At 35.3% G+C, this 25869-nt stretch carries 23 protein-coding genes; 13 read left to right on the top strand and 10 right to left on the bottom strand.

Annotation, left to right across the window (positions count from 1 at the left end; all coding sequences use genetic code 11):
• Positions 1-14 precede the first annotated feature (14 nt).
• From CDZ92_RS10195 to CDZ92_RS10185, 3 genes are all read left to right on the top strand, one after another.
• Positions 15-1088 (top strand): ABC transporter ATP-binding protein, encoded by a 1074-nt coding sequence (locus CDZ92_RS10195; protein WP_096155137.1) that lies wholly within the window; start codon positions 15-17, stop codon positions 1086-1088.
• Entirely contained in the window at positions 1081-2022 is a 942-nt protein-coding gene (locus CDZ92_RS10190; RefSeq protein WP_096155136.1) for an ABC transporter ATP-binding protein, read from the top strand. Before CDZ92_RS10195 ends, CDZ92_RS10190 begins: the two co-directional genes overlap by 8 nt.
• Positions 2023-2258: 236 nt before the next feature.
• Positions 2259-3461, top strand: coding sequence for a putative glycoside hydrolase (locus tag CDZ92_RS10185; protein WP_096155135.1), 1203 nt, complete (start codon positions 2259-2261; stop codon positions 3459-3461).
• Positions 3462-3506: 45 nt separating this feature from the next.
• On the opposite strand, the gene CDZ92_RS10180 is transcribed toward CDZ92_RS10185, so the two are convergent.
• Positions 3507-3692: a hypothetical protein gene (locus tag CDZ92_RS10180; protein WP_096155134.1), complete on the bottom strand. Its 186-nt coding sequence runs from the start codon at positions 3690-3692 to the stop codon at positions 3507-3509.
• 153 nt (positions 3693-3845) lie between these two features.
• Here CDZ92_RS10180 and CDZ92_RS10175 point away from each other — a divergent pair, with 153 nt between their 5' ends.
• Complete coding sequence (locus CDZ92_RS10175; RefSeq protein WP_096155133.1) at positions 3846-4424, top strand: GNAT family N-acetyltransferase; 579 nt, start codon at positions 3846-3848, stop codon at positions 4422-4424.
• Between the two features lie 1074 nt (positions 4425-5498).
• Here CDZ92_RS10175 and CDZ92_RS10170 read toward each other — a convergent pair.
• The 3 genes from CDZ92_RS10170 to CDZ92_RS10160 all read right to left on the bottom strand — a co-directional run bounded on the left by CDZ92_RS10170 (position 5499) and on the right by CDZ92_RS10160 (position 10604).
• Entirely contained in the window at positions 5499-6236 is a 738-nt protein-coding gene (locus tag CDZ92_RS10170; RefSeq protein WP_096155132.1) for an SGNH/GDSL hydrolase family protein, read from the bottom strand.
• 70 nt (positions 6237-6306) lie between these two features.
• Complete coding sequence (locus CDZ92_RS10165; protein WP_096155131.1) at positions 6307-9375, bottom strand: efflux RND transporter permease subunit; 3069 nt, start codon at positions 9373-9375, stop codon at positions 6307-6309.
• Positions 9375-10604, bottom strand: a complete 1230-nt coding sequence (locus CDZ92_RS10160) for an efflux RND transporter periplasmic adaptor subunit (RefSeq protein WP_096155130.1) — start codon at positions 10602-10604, stop codon at positions 9375-9377. The genes CDZ92_RS10165 and CDZ92_RS10160 overlap by 1 nt, the downstream gene beginning before the upstream one ends.
• Positions 10605-11133: 529 nt before the next feature.
• Between CDZ92_RS10160 and spxA the strand changes: the two genes are divergently transcribed.
• Positions 11134-11532: a transcriptional regulator SpxA gene (gene spxA, locus CDZ92_RS10155; protein WP_096155129.1), complete on the top strand. Its 399-nt coding sequence runs from the start codon at positions 11134-11136 to the stop codon at positions 11530-11532.
• A gap of 388 nt (positions 11533-11920) precedes the next feature.
• Here spxA and CDZ92_RS10150 read toward each other — a convergent pair whose 3' ends face one another.
• On the bottom strand, positions 11921-12592 hold the full coding sequence (locus CDZ92_RS10150) for a TerC family protein (RefSeq protein WP_096155128.1): 672 nt from the start codon (positions 12590-12592) through the stop codon (positions 11921-11923).
• Positions 12593-13469: 877 nt separating this feature from the next.
• Between CDZ92_RS10150 and mecA the strand changes: the two genes are divergently transcribed.
• The 4 genes from mecA (at position 13470) to pepF (ending at position 19056) form a co-directional block, all read left to right on the top strand.
• On the top strand, positions 13470-14156 hold the full coding sequence (gene mecA / locus CDZ92_RS10145) for an adaptor protein MecA (RefSeq protein WP_096156966.1): 687 nt from the start codon (positions 13470-13472) through the stop codon (positions 14154-14156).
• 145 nt (positions 14157-14301) lie between these two features.
• Positions 14302-15813, top strand: coding sequence for a cardiolipin synthase (cls, locus tag CDZ92_RS10140; RefSeq protein WP_096155127.1), 1512 nt, complete (start codon positions 14302-14304; stop codon positions 15811-15813).
• 84 nt (positions 15814-15897) lie between these two features.
• Positions 15898-17064: a competence protein CoiA gene (locus CDZ92_RS10135; RefSeq protein WP_096155126.1), complete on the top strand. Its 1167-nt coding sequence runs from the start codon at positions 15898-15900 to the stop codon at positions 17062-17064.
• Between the two features lie 180 nt (positions 17065-17244).
• Entirely contained in the window at positions 17245-19056 is a 1812-nt protein-coding gene (gene pepF / locus CDZ92_RS10130; protein ID WP_096155125.1) for an oligoendopeptidase F, read from the top strand.
• A gap of 38 nt (positions 19057-19094) precedes the next feature.
• Here the strand turns inward: pepF and CDZ92_RS10125 are convergent, their stop codons facing one another.
• The 5 genes from CDZ92_RS10125 to CDZ92_RS10105 form a co-directional block, all read right to left on the bottom strand.
• Positions 19095-19280 carry a hypothetical protein gene (locus CDZ92_RS10125; protein WP_096155124.1) on the bottom strand — a complete coding sequence of 62 codons (186 nt, stop codon included), beginning with the start codon at positions 19278-19280 and terminating at the stop codon, positions 19095-19097.
• A gap of 670 nt (positions 19281-19950) precedes the next feature.
• Positions 19951-20823, bottom strand: a complete 873-nt coding sequence (locus CDZ92_RS10120) for a ClpXP adapter SpxH family protein (RefSeq protein ID WP_096155123.1) — start codon at positions 20821-20823, stop codon at positions 19951-19953.
• The gene (locus tag CDZ92_RS10115) at positions 20813-21229 is read right to left on the bottom strand and encodes a globin domain-containing protein (RefSeq protein ID WP_096155122.1); all 417 of its coding nucleotides are present in this window, start codon (positions 21227-21229) and stop codon (positions 20813-20815) included. The genes CDZ92_RS10120 and CDZ92_RS10115 overlap by 11 nt, the downstream gene beginning before the upstream one ends.
• Before the next feature lie 369 nt (positions 21230-21598).
• Positions 21599-22252, bottom strand: coding sequence for a lytic transglycosylase domain-containing protein (locus tag CDZ92_RS10110; RefSeq protein WP_096155121.1), 654 nt, complete (start codon positions 22250-22252; stop codon positions 21599-21601).
• 21 nt (positions 22253-22273) lie between these two features.
• Positions 22274-22855, bottom strand: coding sequence for a CYTH domain-containing protein (locus CDZ92_RS10105; protein ID WP_096155120.1), 582 nt, complete (start codon positions 22853-22855; stop codon positions 22274-22276).
• A gap of 181 nt (positions 22856-23036) precedes the next feature.
• Between CDZ92_RS10105 and CDZ92_RS10100 the strand changes: the two genes are divergently transcribed.
• The 4 genes from CDZ92_RS10100 to CDZ92_RS10085 all read left to right on the top strand — a co-directional run bounded on the left by CDZ92_RS10100 (position 23037) and on the right by CDZ92_RS10085 (position 25855).
• Complete coding sequence (locus tag CDZ92_RS10100) at positions 23037-23411, top strand: hypothetical protein (protein ID WP_096155119.1); 375 nt, start codon at positions 23037-23039, stop codon at positions 23409-23411.
• A gap of 74 nt (positions 23412-23485) precedes the next feature.
• A complete protein-coding gene (locus CDZ92_RS10095; protein ID WP_096155118.1) occupies positions 23486-24121 on the top strand; it encodes a GTP pyrophosphokinase in 636 nt (211 codons plus the stop codon).
• Positions 24122-24136: 15 nt separating this feature from the next.
• Positions 24137-24931: an NAD kinase gene (locus tag CDZ92_RS10090; protein ID WP_096155117.1), complete on the top strand. Its 795-nt coding sequence runs from the start codon at positions 24137-24139 to the stop codon at positions 24929-24931.
• Between the two features lie 9 nt (positions 24932-24940).
• Positions 24941-25855 carry an RluA family pseudouridine synthase gene (locus CDZ92_RS10085; protein ID WP_096155116.1) on the top strand — a complete coding sequence of 305 codons (915 nt, stop codon included), beginning with the start codon at positions 24941-24943 and terminating at the stop codon, positions 25853-25855.
• Positions 25856-25869 lie beyond the last annotated feature (14 nt).

The following is a 25869-nucleotide window of genomic DNA, read 5'->3' as shown; positions in this document are numbered from 1 at the left end:
GTAGGTGAGAGAGTATGGAAAACATTTTAGAAGTTAAAAACTTGCATGTTTCTTTTGACACATTTGGTGGAGAAGTAAATGCAATTCGAGGAGTAAACTTTGAATTGCAAAAAGGTGAAACACTTGCCATTGTAGGAGAATCTGGTTCCGGAAAATCCGTAACGACGAAAACAATCATGAGGTTATTACCTGAAAACACTTCTAACATTAAAGAAGGTCAAATCTTATTCGATGGGAAAGATTTAGCTAAATTACCAGAATCACAAATGCAAAAGATACGTGGAAAAGATATATCAATGATCTTCCAAGATCCGATGACATCGTTAAATCCAACGATGACAGCGGGAAAGCAAATTATGGAAGGTATAATAAAACATCAAAATGCAAGTAAGTCTGCAGCAAAAGAAAAAGCAATCGACCTGCTTCGACTTGTTGGAATTCCAATGCCTGAGCAACGTTTCAAGCAATACCCTCATCAATTCTCTGGTGGAATGAGACAAAGGGTAGTTATCGCAATCGCTTTAGCATGTAACCCAAAAGTGTTAATTGCAGATGAACCAACAACTGCATTAGATGTGACAATTCAAGCTCAGATCTTAGATTTAATGAAAGATCTGCAGAAAAAAATTGAAACATCTATTATATTCATCACACATGATTTAGGTGTTGTAGCAAACGTTGCAGATCGTGTGGCTGTTATGTACGGTGGACAAATCATTGAAATGGGTACAGTGGACGAAATTTTCTATGACCCTCGTCACCCATATACATGGGGACTATTAAGTTCAATGCCGGATTTGGAACTAGCAGAAACGGAACTTTACGCAATTCCAGGTACACCACCTGATTTAACAAACCCACCAAAAGGAGATGCCTTCGCTCCACGTAACCAATTTGCAATGCAAATTGATTTAGAAATGGAGCCACCTATGTTCCAAGTTTCTAACACGCATTTTGCAAAAACGTGGTTACTACATGAAGATGCTCCTAAAGTGGAACCGCCGCTTGCAGTGCAAAAACGTCAAAGAAACATGCCTAATAACTTTGATAAGCCTGTGATGGTGAAGGACGGTGTTGTTAATGGCTAACCAAGAAAAGTTGTTAGAAATTCGCGATTTAAAGCAATATTTTAATGAGGGTAAACCAAATATGGTGAAAGCGGTTGATGGTCTTAACTTTGATATTTATCGTGGAGAAACATTAGGATTAGTTGGTGAATCTGGTTGTGGAAAATCAACAACCGGTAGAACAATTATCCGCCTTTATGACGCTACAGATGGCGAAGTGCTATATGAAGGTGAAAATGTTCATGGTAGAAAATCTAAAAAAGAATTGTTGAAATTCAACCGTAAAATGCAAATGATTTTCCAAGACCCTTATGCATCATTAAATCCTAGAATGTCTGTAACGGATATTATTGCTGAAGGTATCGACATTCATGGCTTAGCAAAAAATAAGCAAGAAAGACTACAAAGAGTTTATGACCTATTAGAGACAGTAGGTCTAAATAAAGAGCATGCTAATCGCTATCCACATGAATTTAGTGGTGGACAAAGGCAGCGTATTGGTATTGCACGTGCTCTAGCAGTTGAACCGGATTTCATTATTGCAGACGAGCCAATCTCTGCATTAGATGTTTCAATTCAAGCTCAAGTTGTTAACTTAATGAAAAAGTTACAAAAAGAAAAAGGTTTAACATACTTGTTTATCGCCCATGATCTCTCTATGGTTAAATACATTAGCGATCGAATCGGTGTTATGTATTTCGGTAAATTGGTGGAATTAACGACAAGTGAAGAGTTGTACAACAATCCAATACACCCGTACACTCAATCTTTATTATCAGCTATTCCACAACCAGATCCTGATACGGAAAGAAAGCGTAAACGTATTTCTTACGATCCGAATAGTCATGGTTACAGTAAAGACGATGCGGTGGAATTAAGAGAAGTGAAACCTGGACATTTTGTACTTTGTTCAGAAAGAGAATTCGAACTATACAAAGAGAAGTATACTAAATAATACATGACGATCTCATTTTATGGGGTCGTATTTTTTTTTGTAATATAATAATTATTTTACAATAAAATAGGAATATATACTATTATTAATTTAATATTAATTCTGAAAAGTAAATATATTAATTTACACTAATTGGTCATAAGATTTTTTGAAGAAATTTGATGAATTACATAAAATAATATCGAAATATGATTTATAATGAACATAAAGACAAGAATGGAATTGGGGGAAAAGAAATGAAAAAATGGTTATGGCTACTTGTGACGTCCTTATTAATTGCATCTTTCTTTAGTTCATCCGTTATGGCTAATGAAAAGAAGGAGATTGGAATACATTCAGTAAAAAAAGCATCTACAGTTCAAAAGGTACTACCAACAACTATCCCACGCTTTACATTCGAATCAGGATACAGTTTCGAATATCCAGATGCAGTAAGAGGAATATACGTAACAGGTCATTCAGCAGGTGGAGAAAGGTTTCAAACATTACTTCAATTGCTCGAAACTACTTCGTTAAATGCAATGGTAATTGATATTAAAGATGACCACGGCTATTTAACATATATACCAGATAGTGATTCCCCTTATATGGATATATCTAAACCATATATAAGAAATATCGAATCCATGATGAAAACGTTAGAGGAAAAACAAATCTATCCAATTGCACGTATTGTTGTATTTAAAGATACTGTATTAGCAAATAAAAGACCAGAACTCTCTTTTTTAGATAATGGAGAAGTATGGTTAAACAATAGAAAAGAAGCATTTGTTAGTCCATTTATGAAAGAAGTATGGGATTATAATATTGATATAGCAATCAAAGCCGCAAAATTAGGATTTCAGGAAATTCAATTTGACTATGTAAGGTTCCCAGAGGGCTTTGAAAGACGTGACGAACAACTTCAGTTCAGTTATGGAGATTACGAAAATTTAGATATGAATAACATTCAAAAAAGAGTGGAGTCTGTTACTAACTTTGTAGAGTACGCAAATCAAAGATTGGAGCCGTATGGTGTAGATGTATCTGTAGATATATTTGGCTATACTGCAACGTTACCAGAAGCACCTGGAATAGGACAAAACTTTACGAGAATCTCTGAACATGTAGATGTTATTTCTTCTATGATCTATCCTAGTCATTGGACTGCTTACTTCGGTATACCTAAACCGGATTTAGAACCGTATAGGCTTGTGGCTGAATATGCAAAATTCGAAAATCAGCGTCTCGATGAACTAGAAAACAGGCCAATCTCAAGGCCGTGGATTCAAGACTTTACAGCATCATGGTTAGGAAAAGGAAATTATATTCCATACGGTAAGAACGAAGTAGAAGCACAAATTCGAGCGTTAAATGAAAATGGTATCAATGAATTCTTATTATGGAATGCAGGTAACCGATACACAGAAGGTGTAAACTATAAGCCATTAGGTGATTAATTTTAAAAAGAGGTTGGCCAAATTTTAACGGCCAACCTCTTTTCATTATTTAGTTTTTCCACCAACACTGTTCCAGCCTTTTTGCATGTTAGCAGATTTATCAAAGCTTAATGTACGCGTTTTTCCGCCAAAAAACTTTTCTCCAATTCCGTTCGTTAAAACACCCATAAAAGCTGTTATTCCTATAATAAGTAATGCTACGATTGTAAAATCAATAAAATATTCAACCATTGGAACATCCCCTTTTCCTATGTAAAAGAAATTTCGTTACTTCTATTGTATGCTATGTTAAACAGAAAGGAAAGAGGGGATATTAACGATAAGTTTAGTACTTTTTTGTTATACTATTCATATACATATTGCGGAAAGGGTGTTGTACAAAAAATGAATTGGTATGAGAAACTAAATCAATATTTCCCTATTGAGGAAATGAAGTCAAAAGAACATATGGAATTGCTGCTAAAAGAAAAGGGTGAGATTTACCACAAAGATGAAGGTGAATATCATGTTCTTATGTATGCAGAATTAAATAATTTAATTTTTATCGATTACCTATTTGTCTCAAAAGATGCAAGAGGGCAAGGGCTAGGTCGCAAACTTATTGAAAAGCTAAAGAAAAAAGGTAAGCCGATTATATTGGAAGTGGAACCTGTTGATTATGAAGACACGGACACAGAGAAACGTTTGAAGTTTTATAAACGTGAGGGCTTTAAACATGCTTCTTCTATCGGTTACCAACGCCGCTCTCTAGCCACGAACGAAGTGAATCAAATGGAAATTCTTTATTGGTCACCAAACGATGAAGAGGAAGAAGTAATATATGAAGGTATGCGTAAAATGTACGAGCACATTCACACTTATAAAGATGTTGAGCTTTATGGCGAGCAGTATGATGATGTAGAGCAAGTGCTTTCCTTTGATGACTCGGAAAACAGTGGAGACAACATTTTAAAGAACATTTAAGAAGTGGCTATTTGCCTATACCATAAAGCCTTATCGTGATGGAAGGCGACTATTACAAATATAAAATAAGAAATAAGGAAATACTTTCATAGTCTTTATGAATGGGAATTTGGTCAGTATCTTTTATAGCCTCGATGAACGGTACTTTAATTAAAAAGCTAGTCAAAAGTACCTTTCGTTGACACGATGAACGTCACTTTGGTCAAGAAGTTAGTCAAAAGAACCTTTCATTGACACGATGAACGGCACTTTGGTCAAGAAGTTAGTCAAAAGAACCTTTCATTGACACGATGAACAGAACTTTGGTCAAGAAGTCTGCTAAAAGTACCTTTCATTGACACGATGAACGGCACTTTGGTCAAGAAGTTCGCTAAAAGTGCCTTTCATTTACATGATGAACGGCACTTTGGTCAAAAAGTTAGTCAAGAGTACCTTTCATAGCCTCGATGAACGGCACTTTGGTCAAGAAGTCTGCTAAAAGTACCTTTCATTTACACGATGAACGGCACTTTGGTCAAAAAGTTAGTCAAAAGAACCTTTCATTGACACTTTGAACGTCACTTTGGTCAAAAAGTTAGTCAAAAGAACCTTTCATAGCCTCGATGAACGTCACTTTGGTCAAAAAGTTAGTCAAAAGAACCTTTCATAGCCTCGATGAACGGCACTTTGGTCAAAAAGTTAGTCAAAAGAACCTTTCATAGCCTCGATGAACGGCACTTTGATCAAAAAGTTAGTCAAGAGTACCTTTCATTGACACGATGAACGGCACTTTGGTCAAAAAGTTAGTCAAGAGTACCTTTCATAGCCTCGATGAACGGCACTTTGGTCAAGAAGTCTGCTAAAAGAACCTTTCATTTTACATGATGAACGGCACTTTGGTCAGAAAGTTAGTCAAGAGTACCTTTCATAGCCACAATGAACGGCACTTTGGGAAAAGTGACTTTTAAAAGAATATTCATTTATCTTTAAATTGCATGATGAAAACACTTTGTATAGAAAAAATCACTTCATATAGTTATATGAAGTGATTTTTTCTTCAAATTCATTGAATTTATTGGAATTAAACGCTATTTCTTAATTATTTTTTAAGTACTCTTCATACTGTTCCACTAACAAGTTATGAATAACTAAGTACCCCTCATCATTCGGGTGAATATCGTCATCTGCAATGTGTGTTAGCTTTTTTTCTTTACCATTAAACCACTCATAAGGATTAACGATTATCGTATTTGAGTTAGCAAAAGTATTAATAAATTCATTAAACATAGGTGCAAACTTTTCGCCACTAGCTTTTAAATCGTGATTATCATAGTAAGGATTATACAAACCTAGTAAAATAACAACCGCATCACTATTTAATTCTTTTATTCTATTCATAATAGAACGATAGTTTTCCTCTAATAGAGACATTCTCAACGACAAAGCAACATCTCCAATGGTTGGATTCGCCCTTACCGTATTTATAAAGTCATTGCCGCCTATAGACATTGTAATAATATCAGCGTTTCTAATTCTGTTTTGTAGACCAATATCTGTCTCCAACATAAGTTGTAAACCAGCGGAAGACAATCCTGGAACACTATGATTTTCAACGTGAACCAATTGATCTTCTCGTAAATATTGCACAAACCTAGGCACAAAACCATGGATTCGTAAAAAGTTTATTTCAGAAGAACCATACCCTGCAGATAGAGAATCACCTAAAGCGATATATGTTACTGTAGTAGGTGTTTCAGCTTTTGCGGAAGGAAATAATAGAAAACTAGATAATATAAAAAAACAAATAACCATCCAATTTATGACTAATTTCATTGATAGAAGACCTCCCCTCGTCTCTTATAGAGAGGAAAACAAGCCTAACTGTTGCTTGTCTTCCTCGGTTCTAAATGGACGCATCCTCATGGTGTTTTGCTTTTCTTTTTTCTCTCCAGCTATCAAATAAGAAATAAACAACTGGTATAAATATTAATGTGATAACAGTAGCAAAACTTAAGCCAAACACGATAACTATTGCCATTGGTTGTTGAATTTCCATTCCTTCTCCAAACCCAAGAGTCAGTGGGATAAGCCCTAAAATTGTAGTTAAAGCGGTCATAAATATAGGTCTGATACGTGTTGGACCTGCAATTAAAATAGCTTCTAATGTGGATTTACCATCACGTTTTAATATATTTACATAATCTACAAAGACGATGGCATTATTAACGACTATCCCGGTTAGTATGAGCATTCCGACCAGTGATCCGACCCCTAACGGCTGTTGCGTAATTAATAACCCAGCCATAATGCCAATCACGGTTAGTGGAACAGCAAACATGATGATGAGTGGGTAAAAGTAAGATTCAAATTGTCCAGCCATAACCATATATACTAAAACAACCGCTAAAGCTAAAGCACCGCCAAGTTTGAAAAATGCATCGTTCATTTGCTCATCTTGACCGCCAAAAGAAATTTTATATTGGTTATTTGGTAAGTAAATGTTTTCACGAAGAGCCAGTTCAATATCATCAACGACGCTTCCTAAATCTCTCCCTACTATATCTGCATTTACCGTTATTTCACGTAAACGATTTGTACGAGTTATCTGTGTAGGACCTTGGCTTCTTTCAATGACAGCAACCGCTTTTAACGGTATGTTCTCACCAGTTGGTGTGCTAATTAATAAGTTCTCTAGTTGTTGAATAGAAGTGGTATACGTATCCTCTATCGCTAAACGGATATTTAATTCTTCACCATCACGCGCCATTCTACTTGCTACAATTCCACGAGTCGCATTAGAAACAGTAGAGGCAACTTGCGCCGTTCCAACACCAAATTGACTAGCCTTTACGCGATCAATTTGTACTGTGATTTCTGGATTACCTTCCGTAAAGTTGCTAGAAGGTTCCCGTACACCTTCTACTTCAGAAATTATTTCTATCGTATGGTCTGCTATATCCTTTAATGTAGTTAAATCCGGACCTGTAATACTTAATGAGACAGGGTTTTGTGAAAATCCACTATCACCAGAAGATATTCGGATCTCTGCACCAGGAATATTCGCTAGACGTTGTCTTATATCATCTGCAACTTGTGCATCTGACCGATTTCTATCATTAATAGGTACTAATAATATACTGTAATTAGCTCTGTTCGTTTGTGTACCAGCAGCAACAGAGAAGTTATCTGCACCACCAACAGTAACAAACGCTAAATCAATTTCAGCAATATCTCGAATGCGTTCGTCTATATCTTCCATTACACCATATGTTGCATCAACGGAACTGCCCTCTGGTAACCTAGCTGTTATAGATAAAAAGCTTTGGTCTTGTTGTGGCAAAAATTCTTTCCCAAGAAGCGGATAGCCGAGTAAGGAGATAGCAAAAAGTAATAACACTAAAGATGCTGTTTTCTTCGGATGTCTTAATACGCGTTCCAATACTCCCCGATACCATGAAGTAAAAACTCCAAACCTTTCTTCAAAACGCGAAGATTTATCATTTACTTTTAATAGTAAAGAAGAAAATAAAGGTACAATAATTAATGCTGTAAACAGTGAAGCAAATAATGAAAAGGATATTACTAATGCAAGTGGTTTAAACAATTGAGCAGCTAAACCATCAACAAAAACAATAGGTAAAAATACGATAATAGTTGTCAATGTCGATGCTACAATTGCAGGGCCAACTTCAGCTGTTCCTTTTATTGCCGCATCTTTTAGGGATTCCCCTTTTTGCCTTAGTCGGTAAATATTTTCTAAAATTACAATTGCATTATCGACCATCATACCAATTCCAAGTGCGAGACCACCAAGTGTTAACAAGTTTAACGTTTGCCCACTAAAATACATGAAAATGAATGTAGTAACGATGGAAATTGGAATGGAGAATCCAATAATTAATGTACTGCGGAAATTTCTTAAAAATAAATAAAGAACAAGAGCTGCAAGTATACTACCAACAATCATATTAGTCGTAACAGCTCGAATGGACTTTTCAATAAAGTCACTTTGATCAAAAATTGTTTTAATTTCTACCCCATCAGGGAGTGTCTTTTTAATTTCTTCTATTTTTCGATCAATATTGTTAGCAACCGTTACAGTATTACTACCAGACTGCTTTAAAATAGACATCCCAACAGCTGGCTCGCCATTTAAATAACTAAGCTGTGTTGTAGGTTCTAATGTTTCCCTAACATCTCCTAGTTGCTCTAAAGGCACAACACCGTTACGCGTTGGAATTGGTAAGCTTCTAATATCAAAGATAGATTCATATTCACCTGTGATTCGGATAGGTAGATTTTGATTCCTGTCCGTTAACGAACCGCCTGGTAAATTTAAATTTTCAGATGCGATAATTTGCTGAAGCTGATCTAACGAAATGCCATAAGAATTCAACGTTTTTGGGTCTAACGTAATTCTAATTTCATTCTCAGCGCCACCTTCAACTGTTATCGAAGCGATTCCATCTACACTATTTAATTGAGGTTGAATTTCTTGTTCTGCAAGTTGCTTCGCTTTTGTCATTTCTCCGGATGGATCTGTTATAGCTAATTGTACAATTGGTAAGTCGCTTGGATTAAAGCGTAATACTCTTGGCATATTAGCTCCTGGTGGTAAAAAATCTCTCACAGAATCTATCCGATCTCGAATATCAAGTGATGCAAAGTCCATGTTCGTACCCCATGTAAATGCGACAAGAACGAGGGAACCACCTGTTCTAGAAATAGAAGTAACGGATTCAACATTTGGCAAAGTTCCCATTGCATTTTCAATAGGACCTGAAATTAAATTTTCAATTTCTTCTGGACCAGCTCCCTCATATGTTGTCGTAACTGCAACAATAGGGAAGGTTAATTCAGGGAATAAATCTACGGGCATACCCCGCATACTTACAGCTCCAAGAATAAGCATCAATACGATAACCATTGACATAGCAATGGGACGTAATACAGATAATTTAGCGATATTCATTAGTCTCGATCACTTTCTTGAATTAATATTTCAACACCATCTTTTAATCTTTCTTTTCCATTCAAAGCTACAGTGTCATTTATAGATAAACCTTCAAGTACTTGAACTACTTCATCATCTCTAAAACCTAATAGTACGTTTTGGCGTACTGCTTTTTCACCTTCAATGAGAAATACATAAGGATCATTTTCTTCATATAAAATAGCTTCTACAGGAACGACTGTTTCCGATTCAAGCTCATCAATGTTTACAAAAGCTGTTGCTCTCATTCCGCCAAGTATATCCCTATCGGTATTGCTAATACGAATAGTAACGGTAAACATATTAGTTTGCATATCTACAGTTGGTGAAACAATATCAATTTCGGAAGAGAAAGGTTCACTTATACCTTCAAAAATTACAGTAGCTTTTTGGCCACTTTTTACTTTACTAACTTGATAACTATTCACAGCAAAAGTTGCATCAATCGTATTTAGTTGAATTATGGTCGCAACAGGTAATTGTGGTGTAGCAATCCCATCTTCTACTACATTTAAATCAGCAACAACTCCATCAATTGGACTCGTTATTTTTGTCAGATCTGCTAACTGTTCCGCTTGTTTTAATCCATTCCTTGCTTGTTGTAATTGTACTTCTAGTTCAGCTGTATTAAAGGAAGGGATTTGTTGCAGTTGGCTAGCGGCAGTTGCAAGTTGCGCTTGTTTTATCATGACATCGACAGTGCTTTGGATTAAATCTAAAGAAGTAACAGCACCTGTTTCGACACCTTCTAATAAACTTTGTGATTTTTGTAAAGAAAGGTTTAATTCCTCTTGTAATTTGGGTATATCAGCAATAGAAGCTTGATTTTGTGCCGCTTTTTCTACTTCTTTCATTTTAGAAAGAGCATTTTCTAACTCGTTTATTGCGTTTTTTGCTTGTTTCACTTGTTCGTCTGCAGCTTGTGAATCAAGCGTAACGATTAATTGACCTTTTGAAACAGTGTCGCCAATTCTTACATGGACTTTTTCTACGGTGAGGGGGGAAGTTGTAACAAGTGGTACTTGAACGCTAGGTAGAGCTGTACCAGTAAGCTCAATCGTATTACTTATCGTTTTTTCAGAAACAGTTGCTACTGTTATTGGAATTTTGTTATTTTCCGTACTTTGGCTTGTTATTTCTTTCTGAGAACAAGCAGTAAAAAACATAAGAATTATAAATAGGAGTGCAAGTTGCCAATACTTATTCAAAAAAATCACCTCTTCATTATCATGTCTAAATATTAAGCTATCATGTATTGATTATCGGTACAAATAGGAACTAGTTAAGAAGGTTCAAATTGTTACTAAATTGTGAACTTTTTATATGGATGAAACTTTTTTTGTAACAATTCGTCTATATGTATATGGAAGAGGCAATGGGTGTTAAGTGAGTTCAGATTGTTACGTATATCTTTAGTATTAAATTACTACTTAAACATAGGGTCTTAACTAGCTTGTAACAATGTTGACACATGTCTAACTTCTAAAATCCTATATTCAAGATGTTTATTTTCGTGTATAATAATTATAGGAATTACTTCTTTATAGTAATTTCAAACTGAAAGCCATTCACCATTAGATTAGTGGACAGCTAACAGCTAACAGCTGACAAAAGCAAATGGAACTGATTATTATTAAATTATAAATATAATATAACGATGTATGGCGAGCAGCCATCCTACATTCGAGTCACACCATTGCTTAAACATTTATACTAGTTAAAGGAGAGGAAAAGTTCATGGTAACGGTATATACATCTCCAAGTTGTACTTCATGTCGTAAGGCGAAAAATTGGTTAGAGGAAAATGATATTCCATACGTGGAAAGAAATATTTTCTCAGAGTCACTATCTATAGATGAAATTAAGGAAATCTTAAGAATGACAGAAGAGGGGACAGATGAGATTATCTCTACCCGATCAAAGATTTTCCAAAAATTAAATATTAATGTAGAGTCAATGCCTTTGCAAGAGCTTTACAAAGTGATAAAAGAACATCCTGGTTTATTAAGAAGACCAATTATTATAGACGAAAAAAGATTACAAGTTGGATACAACGAAGACGAAATCCGTCGCTTCTTACCAAGAAAAGTACGTACGTATCAACTACGTCAAGCACAGAAGTTAGTAAACGGATAATAATTTAATAGGTCAATTTCCATAGAGGCTAGTAGCTACTAGCCTAAGGAAATTGACCTGTTTTTGTTTTCTATCTATTAGCTGTGTTAATGGTTAGTGTTGATTTATAAACACTTTCCTGTTGATTTCCGTGCAAGGCTGAGACTCCTGCGGGAAAAGCGTGGAACGGGAGACCCCACAGGCGCTTGCGCCGAGGAGGCTCCCTGCGCCACGAAAAGTGATAGCGGCTCGTTCAGCTCCGATAGGTATAAGACAGGGACAGCTTGAGGGTGTTTTTGCCCTCGAGATGGCCATGACTTATACTCGAGGAGCTACTTGACCTAGACACGCCCACGGAAAGCGAAGACTTGCACGGAAATCAACGGTGATCTTTAACACAACCTATCTATTAAACCGATGAACTGGTTTTCGGACCCGAAAATTTTTGGACTAAAACAAACGATAATACGAATAGGATAGTCAAAAACGGAAATAGTTCTTTTAAACTAGGTAAGAATACAACATGTTGTATCATTGGCTCATTCATCATCATTTTCCCAGCAGTAAAAGCCAAAATGGCTGCACCAATATAAACAATAATAGGATACCTTTCCATTAAATAAAGGATGATTTTACTACCCCAAACGATAATCGGGATAGAAAATAGAAGACCAATCACAACTAATTTAAATTGACCGTGAGCAGCACCAGCAACCGCCATTACATTATCAACACCCATTATAATATCTGCAATGACAACTGTTTTAATTGCCGCCAATAGAGAAGTACTTCCTCTTATTTCTACGGAATCGGACTGTTTTTTTATCAACCCTATAGCAATATAAATTAGTAAAACTCCACCAACAAACTGTAAGAAAGGAATAGAAAGTAAATATACTGCGACTACAGTTAATAGGACGCGACAAACTACAGCCAGTAGCGTTCCTATAATAATCGCCTTATTTCGGTGCTTATCGGGTAAATTACGACAAGCCATGGCGATTAGTATTGCGTTATCCCCACCAAGAACAATATCAATGCCAATTATTATTAATATAGATGTAATTAATTCAAATTCCACACAATCGCTCCCTCTTGTCCCATTCTTAACTAAATATAGTGAGGGCTGTTCAATATTATGACTAGATTTTTATCAATAATAAAGAATTGGTACTAAGAAAATAAATTTATATTACTAATCGTTGTTGTTAGCACGAGGCGTGAGACTCCTCGAAAATGCTACCGCATTTCCTTCGTGCGATGATTCGCTGCCGAAGCCTTCCTTGTCCTGCGGGAGAAGTGTGTCAAGGGAGACCCCAAAGGCGCCACGCGCCGAGGATGCTCCCGAGAGCCAAGAAATGTGGAAGCGGCTCGTACATCTCCGACAAGCATAAGTCAGTGGTAGCTTGAGGGCGCTATTTGCCCTCTAGATGGCCATGGCTTATAACTCGAGGAGTTAGAGCGGCTAGAACTAGACAAACCCGCGGAAAGCGAGCGCCTCGTGCTGACAACAACAGTTAGAACTTTATAAAACACTTTCAGGTGAGGTTTATCATAAGAGTAAAAAAGATAAATACAATTTGTTAAAGTTTCAGTCATATTATGCTATAATAATAAATTAAACCAGTTTAAAACAAGCTGTATAAAGGGTAATTTTTAAGGTATAGTAGGCGAATGAGGTTTTTTTAAAAAATGAGTTTTTTTATTTCCATTCTTCTATCCTTTATCATAAAATAAGAGTACAAGGTTAGCTTCTGTGCATATGTTATAGGTTTATAGCGTTTGCTAATTGGATACATTGATAAGCATATATTTAATTAAATGGAGGTCCCTTCCTAAACAATAAATATGGAAATGAGAAGCAGTTAATTAGGAAGCAATAACGGCTTACTTACAAAACCTTAGGGGAACGCAACGCTAATCATTTACCTAATAAATATAGAAGGGAGTTGTTAATGATGGAGATAGAACGTATTAATGATCATACTGTAAAATTTTACATTTCGTATGGCGATATAGAAGAGCGTGGATTTGACCGGGAAGAAATTTGGTATAACCGGGAAAGAAGTGAAGAATTGTTTTGGGAAATGATGGATGAAGCTCATGATGAGGAGGATTTTACCATTGATGGGCCGCTTTGGATTCAAGTGCAAGCGTTAGATAAAGGGTTAGAAATAATCGTTACGCTCGCTCAACTTTCTAAAGATGGTAAAAACTTTGAGGTTCCAGTTTCAGACGATAAAAAAATTGATATACCAGTAGATGAAAGAATTGAATCTCTATTAGACCAGCATTTTAACCCTTCCAAGAATTCTTCACCTAAAGAAGAGACAGTCGAAACGGAAGAAGATATGCTTCAGTTTATGATTAAGTTCAAAGATTTAGAGGATGTTATTTCTGTTTCCCATCTTTTAAAAGCAAGAGAAAATATAACAAACTCACTCTATTTCTTCGAAAAAAAATATTACCTCTATGTTGATTTCTCTTCTGAACATTATTCAGATGAAGATATTGATAATGTGTTAAGCATATTATTAGAGCACGGGGAAGAAACGCAAATGACAATTCATCGTCTAGCTGAATATGGTGCGGCTGTAAGTGAAGATAACGCGATGGCAGAAATAGCTAGTCATTTCTCTTTATAATGACATATTCACGAATAATATGTCCTAAATGGTAAAGCCGATTTCATACTGGTGAAATCGGCTTTTATTTCGATTGTGCTTGTCATACTTATGCATCTCGTACTTATGGACCGTAATTTAAGATGTTTTAGGAGTTGAACTTCGTTTGAAAAATACAATACGCGTAGCCATGTTCTTATTAATACTATTAATTATTATCTATGTTACGAAAAGTTTTTGGGAAGGATGGATACTTGGTGTTGTATCCATGTTATTTACTCTTTCGGTCTTGTTTATTGCTTTTTTGATTTTTATGGAAAATCGACACCCAACAAGAACATTAACATGGCTTGTTGTTTTAGGTAGTTTTCCTGTCCTAGGGTTTATTTTTTATATGTTATTCGGGCGCAATGTACGGAAAAGACGTCTATTTTATAAAAAGGCTTTAATGGATAGACAAACGGCACAAAAAATTGAAGGTGAACGAAGCTACACAGAAGAAGAAATGCTGTCGTTAGGTGATGGGCATCGAACGATGTTTCAACTAGCAACAAATATTGGTAGAAGTCCAATCTCTTTTTCGACAGATACGGAAGTTTTGACAGATGGAGAAGAGACCTTCAGTAAAATTTTAGAAGAACTAGAAAAAGCGACTCATCATATACATCTCGTATACTACATCGTAAGACATGATGAAATTGGTACGAAGATAAAGGATGTATTAATAGAAAAAGCGAAGAGCGGGGTAAATGTAAGGTTTTTGTATGATGCTGTGGGAAGTTGGACCCTTTCTAAAAAATATATAAGAGATTTAAGGGATGCTGGTGTAGAAACTATACCTTTTTCTCCAGTTAGACTACCTTTTTTCAATAATAAAATAAACTTTCGTAATCACCGGAAAATTATTGTTATAGACGGTACAGTTGGTTTTGTTGGTGGGTTAAACGTCGGGGACGAGTATTTAGGTAAAAATGAGTATTTTGGATTTTGGAGGGACACCCACCTTTTAGTAAAGGGAGAGGCAGTAAGGACACTTCAGTTAATCTTTTTACAAGATTGGTATTACATGACAGAGCAATCGCTGTTAACACAAAGCTACTTATCCCCTAACTTATCTGAACATAGAAATTACGGCGGAGTACAGATGATTGCAGGTGGACCAGATCAAGAATGGGAAGTTATAAAAAGTTTATTTTTCTCAATGATTACATCTGCTCGTAAGTCTATTTGGATTGCTTCTCCATACTTTGTACCCGATGATGATATTTTTACTGCCTTAAAAGTGGCTGCCTTAAGCGGTGTCGACGTAAAAGTACTTATTCCTAACAGACCAGATAAAAAAATAGTATTTTACGCTTCCAGGTCTTACTTTCCAGAAATGTTAGCGGCAGGTGTGAAAATTTTTGAATATGAAAAAGGATTTTTACATGCAAAAATCGTAATAGTAGATGAAGAAGTGGCTTCGATTGGAACAGCTAACATGGATATGAGAAGTTTCCATTTGAACTTTGAAGTAAATGCGTTTCTTTACCATACAGAAAGTTTAAAGAAACTAGTATCAGACTATGAAAATGACTTGCTTACTTCCAAACCGTTAGTGAAGGAAGTTTTTGAAAACAGACCGTTTCACCATAAAGTGTTTGAGTCATTATCAAGACTACTTTCCCCTTTACTTTAGAAATTCCCCCTTTTTACATTATTAAATAATTCTAATGTAGAAAGGGGTTTTTCCTATATATTTAAAGCATGAAAGGAGATTGCTATGTTTGTAGCAAAAAGAAAGAATGGAGAGTTTGTTACATTGCTTTACGGAAAAAAAGAAGATGTTATGGAGTTAAAAAAAGTAGAAAGGTTCTATTGTCCAGCTTGCAACAGCGAAGTTATTCCGAAGCTTGGTGAGATAGTGAGATATCATTTTGCACATGTTCGCAAAGAATGTTCCACATCTTCAGAAAGTGAATCACTGTATCATTTAGAAGGAAAAAGAAAGTTGTACGAACTGTTACAAAATACTGGTGAGGTCTCCATTGAACATTACATAAAAGAAACGAATCAGCGAGTGGACCTATTGTTTAAAAAAGAGGAGAAAACATTTGCGATAGAATTTCAATGCTCTAACCTATCAATTGCTGACCTTCAGAAAAGAACATTATTATATGAATCCCAAAATTTAATTCCAGTATGGATACTCTCAAAAAAACGTTTTCGCTCTCTGTATACACTATCCTCGATTAATACTACAAATTGGCTTTTTCTACAAAAGAATAACTATCTAAAATTTCCTTATATTATTTGTTTTTGTCCAGTAGAAACTGTATTTTATTACCTTTTTCCTTTTTACCCGTTTTCGAGTCAAAAAACCTTTATTACTATTTATAAAAGTAAACAGTTGATTGTAGATAATTTCTCTAATACGCCTTCGTTACCAGATTGGAAAACAAAATGGCTACAATATAAAAGAAATTGGCGTTATGAATATTGTTTGTATCGTAATCTCATTCATTTGAAGAATTTTTGTTACGGAAAATATGGTGTCCCACTTTCTGAAATTCCGGCGGTCATTGGCATACCTGTAAGAGAACAGTATGTAATAGAAACCCCATTAATAGAATGGCAAACATATATATATTTTAGTTGCATTCATAGAACACCAGTAGGCTCTACGGTATCATTTACATCGATTTATAATCATTTCTTAAAGCTAATTCACTTCAAGAAAGTCAAGCTTCGATCCCTTCCATTAATAAAAGAGATGAACATATCAAACCCAATTAAAAGTTATTTGAATACTTTATGTGGTTTAGGAATTTTAGAGGAAGTAAGTACTGGTATTTACGAAAAGAAAGAAAACCCTATTACTCCTAGAACAATTGATCAAGCGATCAAAGAAGATAAAATGGTTTTAAGCAGAATAACACTCTCGTTTTAAAGCAAGTAAATTCATGATGGAAAAGAAAAAGGATATAATAGGTTTGTGACGAATAGAGTATAGTATGTTTTCTGTACTTAGGGACTTTCTGTTTCCCTAAGTACAATTCAAGTTCGTTCAATTTTTACTTTTAAGTAATTTAAGTTGAACGAAAAATGAAAATTTAATGGAGGGATCAACATGGCAGAAACAGCTGTAAAAAAACTACAAGAACGAAAAGATATTGCAGTAGATGATACATGGAGATTAGAAGATATTTTTTCATCTGACCAAGAGTGGGAAAAAGAATTTGAAGATGTAAAAAATATGATTGGAAAAATAAACGAATTCCAAGGAAAACTTTCTTCTTCAGCAAACGATTTATTTGAGGCATTACAATATCAAGATAGCATTTCGAGTCGCCTTGGAAAGTTATATACATATGCTCATATGCGCTACGATCAAGACACAACAAATTCCTTTTATCAAGGATTAAATGACAGAGCTTCTAACCTTTATACACAAGTGGCTAGTGCTTTATCATTTATCGTTCCTGAAATTCTTTCTATGGAAGAAGAAAAACTGTCTAGTTTTTTACAAGAAAAAGAAGAATTACAATTATACAAACATGCACTTGAAGAAATTAACTTGCAACGTCCACACGTTCTTTCTGCAAAAGAAGAAGCGTTATTAGCACAAGCATCAGAAGTGATGGCAGCTCCTTCTACGACATTTGGAATGTTAAACAATGCTGACTTAACATTCCCATCTGTTAAAGATGAGAATGGAGAGGAAACAGAAATTACGCACGGTCGTTACATTCGCTTTTTAGAAAGTGAAAATGGACAGGTAAGAGAAGATGCATTTAAAGCTGTATATGAAACATATGGTAAGTACAAAAATACTTTCTCTAGTACGCTTGGTGGTGCAGTGAAGAAAGATAATTTCAATGCAAAAGTTCGTAATTACAACTCTGCTCGCCATGCTGCATTAAGCAACAACAACATCCCTGAGTCTGTATATGACAACTTAGTAGAAACGGTAAATAAAAATTTACACTTGCTTCACCGTTATATAGATTTACGTAAAAAAGTTCTAGGCGTTGATGAGTTACACATGTATGACCTTTATACTCCACTGGTTAAAGATGCGAACATGAAAGTTTCCTATGAACAAGCTCAAGAATATTTATTAAAAGGGCTAGCACCACTTGGTCAAGAATATTTAGATATCGTAAAAGAAGGTTTCGACAATCGTTGGGTTGACGTGCATGAAAACAAAGGAAAACGTTCAGGTGCCTATTCATCTGGAACATTTGGAACAAATCCATATATCTTAATGAACTGGCAAGATAATGTAAATAATTTATTTACGTTAGCACATGAGTTTGGACACTCAGTACACAGTTACTATACGAGAAAAACTCAGCCATATCCTTACGGAAACTACTCTATTTTTGTAGCAGAAGTTGCGTCCACTTGTAATGAAGCGTTATTAAACGATTACTTATTAAAAACAATTGATGATGAGAAAAAACAACTATACTTGCTAAACCATTACTTAGAAGGTTTCCGAGGTACAGTATTCCGTCAAACAATGTTTGCTGAATTTGAACATAAGATTCACATGTTAGCTCAAGAAGGTCAAGCGTTGACAGCAGATTTATTAACGGAAACGTATTATGAGTTGAATAAAAAATACTTCGGTGAGAATATTCATATTGATAAAGAAATTGGTTTAGAGTGGGCAAGAATTCCTCATTTCTATTACAATTACTACGTATATCAATATGCAACAGGATATAGTGCAGCAACTGCATTAAGTAAGCAAATTCTTGAAGAAGGTACACCTGCAGTTGAAAGGTATTTAGAATTCTTAAAAGCAGGAAGCTCTGACTATCCAATCGAAGTATTGAAAAAAGCTGGAGTAGATATGACACAAAGTACACCGATTGAAGAAGCATGTAAAGTATTCGAAGAAAAACTAATCGAAATGGAAAACCTACTTTCATAAACAAACAAGAAGCTGGCTACATATGTAGTCAGCTTTTCTTATTTAAACCCCCTAAATTGCTGGCGGTAGTTCATATGGGCAATTAGAAGAAACAAGGAGATAAATAGTAAGGGAGACGTAAGGACCAATGGATAAACTTTCATTAGCCCTAAAATATTTACAATAAAAGATAAAATAATAAATCCAATAATGCTAGGGAAAATCCAGCTTCTCAAGTTATTCATTTTCACCTACTCCTTCATAAATCATGCTCTATTCTAAATTTATGCAAGTTGTCCTTATAACATTATAAAATCTTTTAATAGGAACTTTTTTGTGACAAAGTTGTGAAATGAAGAAAAAACCACTTGTCAAAGTTCGACAAAATCTGATATATTAATAACGTGAAACGATTCACATACAAACATATACCCCTTTGTTTGACCGTGAAAAATTTCTCCCATCCCCTTTGTTGTCTATAAGACAATAGAAAAAGCCTTAGGTCTATGACCTAAGGCTTTTTTAATTGTTTGGCTATGTTAAGTACCCTGTTGTTTTCCCGCGAGAAATAAGCCGCGGTCATCGATAAAGTTCATATCGGTTAAGGAAAAAGAAGAAAATGAACTTGATAAGGTAGATGAAGTTCATTTTGGTTAAGGAAAAAGAAGAAAATAAACTTGATAAGACTAATGAAGTGCATTTCTGTTAAAGAAAAGAAGAAAATGAACTCGATAAGGTCGATGAAGTTCATTTTGGTTAAGGAAAAAGAAGAAAATAAACTTGATAAGGCTAATGAAGTGCATTTCTGTTAAGGAAAAAGAAGAAAATAAACTTGATAAGGCTGATGAAGTTCATTTCGGTTAAGGAAAAGAAGAAAATGAACTTGATAAGGTCAATGAAGTTCAATTTCTTCTTTTAATTTCCAATATAACGCCAGAACGTACCATACTTTACTGGAACTTTTTCTACTTTTTGTTGAATTAATAATTTCTTCATTTCTTTTTCTACGATAGGTTCCGTTGTGTTGTATACAACAGCAATTTCTTTCGTAGCAACAAACGAAAATTGCATTAAAAACTCCTCAAGAGAAGGAAGGTCAGCTGGATTTAGTGAAGCACCTATCATATCTTGCAAAATTTCAACATACACGTCATAGGAATGATAGCCAGAAACTTTTATACCTTCCGCTTCAATATTTTCGTTAAAGAAAACTAAAGAAGGTATTTCACTAACATCCATTTCTTTTGTAATTTTCATATCACATTGCAACGCTTTTGTTGCACTTTCCGATTTAAGGTCTCTTGAAAATTCCTTTATATCTAATTTCACAGATTTCGCACACTCTTTAAGAACACTCACATTTGTAATGTCTTGTTTTTCTAAAAATAAAACTTCCTGCAGTTTTCGTAAATACTTTATCCCTGCACGTCTTCCTTGCAACTCTGCCGCTTTAATAGCTACAGAGGCAATATAAGGAGAAGCTATCGGATTTTCTATCCAAATAGTGCCATCACAAGACATTCCTGAACGGTTTGCGGTTGTTTCCCAAACTTTTGCCATGGAAGCCGCATGATGTTTTTTTGTTAAATTAATATTTGCGAGGCAACCACTTACAACATGTTTAATAGTAAAATATTGCCCGTACTCCATCTGTAATTTCTTTAAAGCAGGTTCTAATGCCCAACATTCTGGACATAACGGATCAATGAATAAGTAAATTTCAATCGGCTTATTTGTTGTATGCCTAATTGCATTTAAGTAAAAGAGTTGCTTATCATTACAATTCACGTTGATCTTCCTTTTCTTCTGGTTGATCCGGTGTATTTATCATATGCTGAGCAGTTAATACTAACCTCGCAAAAAATTCTTCGCGATGTGGCCCAGATAAATCTATTTCATCCATCGCTTCGTTCATACACTTTATCCAAGCCTGGGCTCTCTTCGGTGTAATGTCAAAAGGCATATGTCTTGCGCGTAACATTGGATGTCCATGCTCCGAAGTATATAGGCTTGGCCCACCTAAATATTGAGTAAGAAACTGCTTTTGTTTTCTAGCTGTTTCCGTCAAATCATCTGGGAAAATCGGAGCTAAATCAGGATGCTGACTAACTTTTGTGTAAAAAGCATCAACTAACTTATGAATAACGGGTTCTCCACCAATTGCGTCAAAAGGTGACGTTATATTATTGACCATAGTAAGAACTCCTTTAACAGAAAATATATTAGCACCATGAAAATGAATGCTGTCTAAACTTATCTAAACTTTATTTTATAATGACTATGTTTCTTATATTGTAGCAATGACGTTATTATATCTCAAATGATACGATTTAAACTTGGTTTCGTGGCACCATTTCCAAAATAAAAAGGCTGTCCAGATATACCTTCTGTACAAGCCCATTGTTGGTAAAAAAAGCGATGCCGGTGGTATGTTACGCTTAGCGAGACATCGCACGAAGAAAATGTGGAAGCATTTTCGAGGAGTCGTCCATACCACCGGCACTTTAAATCCGGTTTTTATAACTTTCAGTATTAGAAAATACTACTCAACTACTTTAACCAATTAGCTATAGTAACTTCCCATGACTTTTTGGACATAGTTAGTTGTTTCTTTAAAAGGAGGTATTCCATTATACTTGTCGACATTACCTGGCCCTGCATTATAAGCTGCCAGTGCCAGCGTGATGTTTCCGTCATAACGATTTAGCATTTGCTTAATATATTTAGTTCCACCCATAATGTTTTGCCACGGATCATATGCGTCTGTTACACCAAGACCTTTAGCTGTTCTCGGCATTAACTGCATTAACCCCATTGCACCAGCATGACTTGTTGCATTTTCTTTGAAGCTAGACTCATGTTGTATGATAGAACGGATAAGTTTTGCATCAACACCATATTTCATAGAAGCTTCCTCAATAATTTGATCAAAACTTGAACTAGTTAAAGGTTTTGTCGTTTGAGGAGAAGAAAGAACTTCAATATTTGTAAGAAAATTTGATGACATACTTGCAGAGTTCAAGGGAAAAGAATTCATTGATAATGGCAAACTATTATTTAATCCTTTTTGCTGAATAGTAGAGCCATTTCCGTCTAATACTTGTTGTAAAATAGTTGCAAAGGATGAGAATGGACTAGTCATACTCGACGAAGGTTGCTTTTGAAAGCTCTGCAAAGCTTGAATCTCCATCATAGTTCGGAGTTGGTCTGTCTTCATATTTCGTTCATCCTTCCATCACTAATTTTTTTTATCATAAAATCGAACAATTTTATTTTTTGTTTCTCGAGTCGGGATTTTTTGCTGTTCTAATAATTGCTTAAACTGACCTTGTCCAATTTCGTAATTAGAAACTTCGAACTCTAATTCATAATCCACAACATTTAAATACTCAGATTTGTCCAAAACTAACAATCCACTCTGATAATCTGTTTCAAATCGATGTGTCGTTAAGGAGCCAAAATATGTTATGGAGCTTCCGTTCACTTGCAGTTCATCTTTTAAAATAGAACTAATATACCCAACAGGAATACTATGGCCATTTATAACCGCTGTCATTTGCTCTGTGTTTATTTTTTGATGTGTTTCTAATAGGCCGTCACCTTTAGGCTGCTTTAGTGTTAATGTATACGCTCCCTTTTTTTCACGAATACGTAAGGCACATCCATGTGATTTTAACTGAAAATCGTCTGTATCTAAATAATGGTTTATTTGCTTAACAGGAGCTTCTTCATGTAAGTTAAAAGTGTGAAGTAACCGCTCATATTCTTCTTTGTTTAATAAATTTTTGAACTCTATTTCTATTTCTTGATTTCTCTCCATCAATACAATACCTCTTTCTAACTTAATACATGATTGTATTACTAGTTGTACACGATAAGTATAATTCTATTATTACTATATTTCTTTAAGATATCAATGGATTTTGAAAGGGAAATTTTTATGAGGTTGCTGTATATTATGTTAAAATAAAACTGGAATGAAAGGTTGGAAGGAGATACATATGCAAAAGAAAATTAATATTACACATACATCATGGAATGAACATCAACTATTGTTACATGCTGATCCTGTTACTTTTTCGTTAAAAGAAGTAGAAGCGAGCAACCAAATGCTTGTCGACTCCGATCATCTAGCGTTTATCTATAAGTTAGAAACTCCAACAGAATTTATTCATGTTAGCATTGGAGCAGATCACTGGACTGATTTGAAGAAAGCGTTGGATGAAAAAAAAGCAATCGTATTAGTTATTGAAAACATAGCATTACTATTAACAAACGTAGAAGAGGAACTCGGATATTTAATAGAGAATATTAAAGATAATGCCAACTATGGAGAAGAGATGGAGAAAAAAGTTACAGAAGTATTTGTCAATTAACAGTTATCCACCATTCCGAACAAATGTAGATAGAAAAAAGGATAGCTATAATACTTTAAGGGGTATGGACCAATATGATACAACATTGGGATTTATTTTTAGCGCCATATAAACAAGCAGTGAATGAAATGAAAGTTAAGTTAAAGGGAGTACGTTCACAATTTGAACAACAGTCTGAACACTCGCCAATTGAGTTTGTAACAGGGAGGGTTAAACCGATAGCAAGTATCTTGGACAAAGCAACGCGTAAAGGAATTTCTCTTGAGCGATTAGACGTAGAAATGCAAGATATTGCAGGTATGAGAATGATGTGCCAGTTTGTGGATGATATTCATACAGTGGTTGACCTTTTAAGAAAACGAAATGATATGAAGATTGTTGAAGAGAGAGACTACATTTCAGAAAAAAAGAATAGTGGATATCGTTCTTATCATGTTGTAGTAGAATATCCTGTTCAAACGATTGAAGGGGAAAAGGTTATTTTAGTAGAAATTCAAATAAGAACGCTTGCGATGAATTTTTGGGCAACCATTGAACACTCACTAAATTATAAATATAGTGGTCAATTTCCAGAAGAAATTCAGGAAAGGCTAGTTCGTGCCGCAGAAGCAGCATATTTATTAGATGAGGAAATGTCAAAAATTCGTGGGGAAATACAAGAAGCACAAGCTTTCTTTTTACGAAAAAAGGAAAGCAAAGATAACTTATAAAGCGGGTGAGAGAGAATGAAGTTTGCAGTCACTTCTAAAGGGGATCATAAATCCAATACATTAATGCAACGAATTAAAACATATTTGCAAGATTTTGACCTTACATATGATGAAGATCAACCAGACCTAGTCATCTCAGTAGGTGGTGACGGAACTCTTCTTTATGCTTTTCATAAATATAGAAGTAGGTTAGATAAAACTGCTTTCATAGGTGTTCATACAGGACATCTAGGTTTTTATGCAGACTGGGTACCTGAGGAAATTGAAAAGTTGGTCATTGCAGTCGCAAAAACTCCTTACCAAGTCATTGAGTATCCTTTGCTCGAAGTAATAATACGTTACAATAATGGATCACGTGAATCTACCAACTTAGCGCTAAATGAATGTACGGTAAAAAGTGTAGAAGGTACGTTAGTAATGGACGTAGAAATTAAAGGACAACTTTTTGAAACGTTTAGAGGAGACGGACTTTGTATTTCCACGCCTTCAGGGAGTACAGCTTACAACAAAGCACTTGGAGGAGCTATTTTGCATCCTTCCTTACCTGCAATTCAAATTGCAGAAATGGCTTCCATTAACAATCGAGTATTTCGTACGATTGGCTCGCCATTAGTGTTGCCGGACCATCATACTGCTTTATTAAAGCCAGTAAATGATGTCGATTTTCAAATAACCATTGACCATTTAACCCTTTTACATAAAGATGTAAAATCGATTCAATGTCGTGTGGCAAAAGAAAAAATTCGATTTGCTAGATTTAGACCTTTCCCATTTTGGAAAAGAGTGCGTGACTCGTTTATTTCCGGCTAAGCCAAGAGGATGAAATTCTTGAAAAATTATCAACTAACATTTCAAGCAACAACCGATGACGATGGTATGATCCTTCGAGAATACTTAAGAAAACAACATATTTCCAAAGCGGCCCTTACCGACATTAAATTTGGCGGTGGGGCTATCCGTGTGAATAGTGAAGAAGTAACGGTGCGCTATCGGTTGGAAAAAGACGACATAGTACAAGTTTTATTTCCAGAAGAATTACCGAGTGAAGAGATGGTAGCTGAAGATATACAACTTACGATACTTTATGAGGATGAAGAAGTCCTTTTAATCAATAAGCCTAGTCATATGAACTCCATACCATCACGTGAACATCCAACAGGCTCTGTTGCCAATGCACTTTTACACTATTATAAAAAGAATGGCATTCCTGCAACTGTTCATATTGTTACTCGTTTAGATCGTGATACTTCCGGTGTAATGCTTATTGCAAAAAATAGGTTTGTCCATCATTTGTTTTCTTTACAGCAGACGCAACATGAAATTAACAGGTCTTACTTTGCTATAGCTCATCGTCTTACCCAAGGAGATGCGGGTACAATTGATGCTCCAATCGGTAGAAAGCCTGATAGTATCATTGAAAGGGAAGTTAGGTCAGATGGACAGCTTGCGGTAACTCACTATGAAGTAATTAGTAAGAGTAGGGATTATACCGTTCTTCGACTACAACTTGAAACGGGAAGAACCCACCAAATTCGTGTGCACTTAGCTTTCTTAGGACACCCTTTAGTGGGGGATGATTTATACGGTGGGAAAAGAGACATTATAAATCGTCAAGCATTACATAGCGAGAAGATAACATTCTTTCATCCGATTTTGAAGAAAGAAATGACTTTTATGGCAGATTTGCCAGAGGATATGAAGGAACTAATAAAACAGCTTGGAGGCCACTATTAAAAGTTGGCCTCCAA

This window comes from Bacillus sp. FJAT-45066 (assembly GCF_002335755.1).
GTDB classification, from domain to species: domain Bacteria; phylum Bacillota; class Bacilli; order Bacillales; family Bacillaceae_I; genus Bacillus_CD; species Bacillus_CD alkalisoli.
Note: the sequence above shows the minus strand (reverse complement) of the source record. Positions and strands in the feature narration are given on the sequence as shown.

Coding starts and splice junctions, on each gene's coding strand:
- CDZ92_RS10190 (WP_096155136.1), top strand. CDS start 1,081: ATGGCTAACCAAGAAAAGTTGTTAGAAATTCGCGATTTAAAGCAATAT.
- CDZ92_RS10170 (WP_096155132.1), bottom strand. CDS start 6,236: ATGAAATTAGTCATAAATTGGATGGTTATTTGTTTTTTTATATTATCT.
- CDZ92_RS10110 (WP_096155121.1), bottom strand. CDS start 22,252: ATGAAGACAGACCAACTCCGAACTATGATGGAGATTCAAGCTTTGCAG.
- CDZ92_RS10185 (WP_096155135.1), top strand. CDS start 2,259: ATGAAAAAATGGTTATGGCTACTTGTGACGTCCTTATTAATTGCATCT.
- CDZ92_RS10085 (WP_096155116.1), top strand. CDS start 24,941: ATGAAATTCTTGAAAAATTATCAACTAACATTTCAAGCAACAACCGAT.
- CDZ92_RS10125 (WP_096155124.1), bottom strand. CDS start 19,280: ATGAATAACTTGAGAAGCTGGATTTTCCCTAGCATTATTGGATTTATT.
- CDZ92_RS10100 (WP_096155119.1), top strand. CDS start 23,037: ATGCAAAAGAAAATTAATATTACACATACATCATGGAATGAACATCAA.
- CDZ92_RS10135 (WP_096155126.1), top strand. CDS start 15,898: ATGTTTGTAGCAAAAAGAAAGAATGGAGAGTTTGTTACATTGCTTTAC.
- CDZ92_RS10175 (WP_096155133.1), top strand. CDS start 3,846: ATGAATTGGTATGAGAAACTAAATCAATATTTCCCTATTGAGGAAATG.
- CDZ92_RS10090 (WP_096155117.1), top strand. CDS start 24,137: ATGAAGTTTGCAGTCACTTCTAAAGGGGATCATAAATCCAATACATTA.
- CDZ92_RS10115 (WP_096155122.1), bottom strand. CDS start 21,229: ATGGTCAATAATATAACGTCACCTTTTGACGCAATTGGTGGAGAACCC.
- CDZ92_RS10105 (WP_096155120.1), bottom strand. CDS start 22,855: ATGGAGAGAAATCAAGAAATAGAAATAGAGTTCAAAAATTTATTAAAC.
- CDZ92_RS10165 (WP_096155131.1), bottom strand. CDS start 9,375: ATGAATATCGCTAAATTATCTGTATTACGTCCCATTGCTATGTCAATG.
- mecA (WP_096156966.1), top strand. CDS start 13,470: ATGGAGATAGAACGTATTAATGATCATACTGTAAAATTTTACATTTCG.
- CDZ92_RS10095 (WP_096155118.1), top strand. CDS start 23,486: ATGATACAACATTGGGATTTATTTTTAGCGCCATATAAACAAGCAGTG.
- pepF (WP_096155125.1), top strand. CDS start 17,245: ATGGCAGAAACAGCTGTAAAAAAACTACAAGAACGAAAAGATATTGCA.
- spxA (WP_096155129.1), top strand. CDS start 11,134: ATGGTAACGGTATATACATCTCCAAGTTGTACTTCATGTCGTAAGGCG.
- CDZ92_RS10180 (WP_096155134.1), bottom strand. CDS start 3,692: ATGGTTGAATATTTTATTGATTTTACAATCGTAGCATTACTTATTATA.
- CDZ92_RS10195 (WP_096155137.1), top strand. CDS start 15: ATGGAAAACATTTTAGAAGTTAAAAACTTGCATGTTTCTTTTGACACA.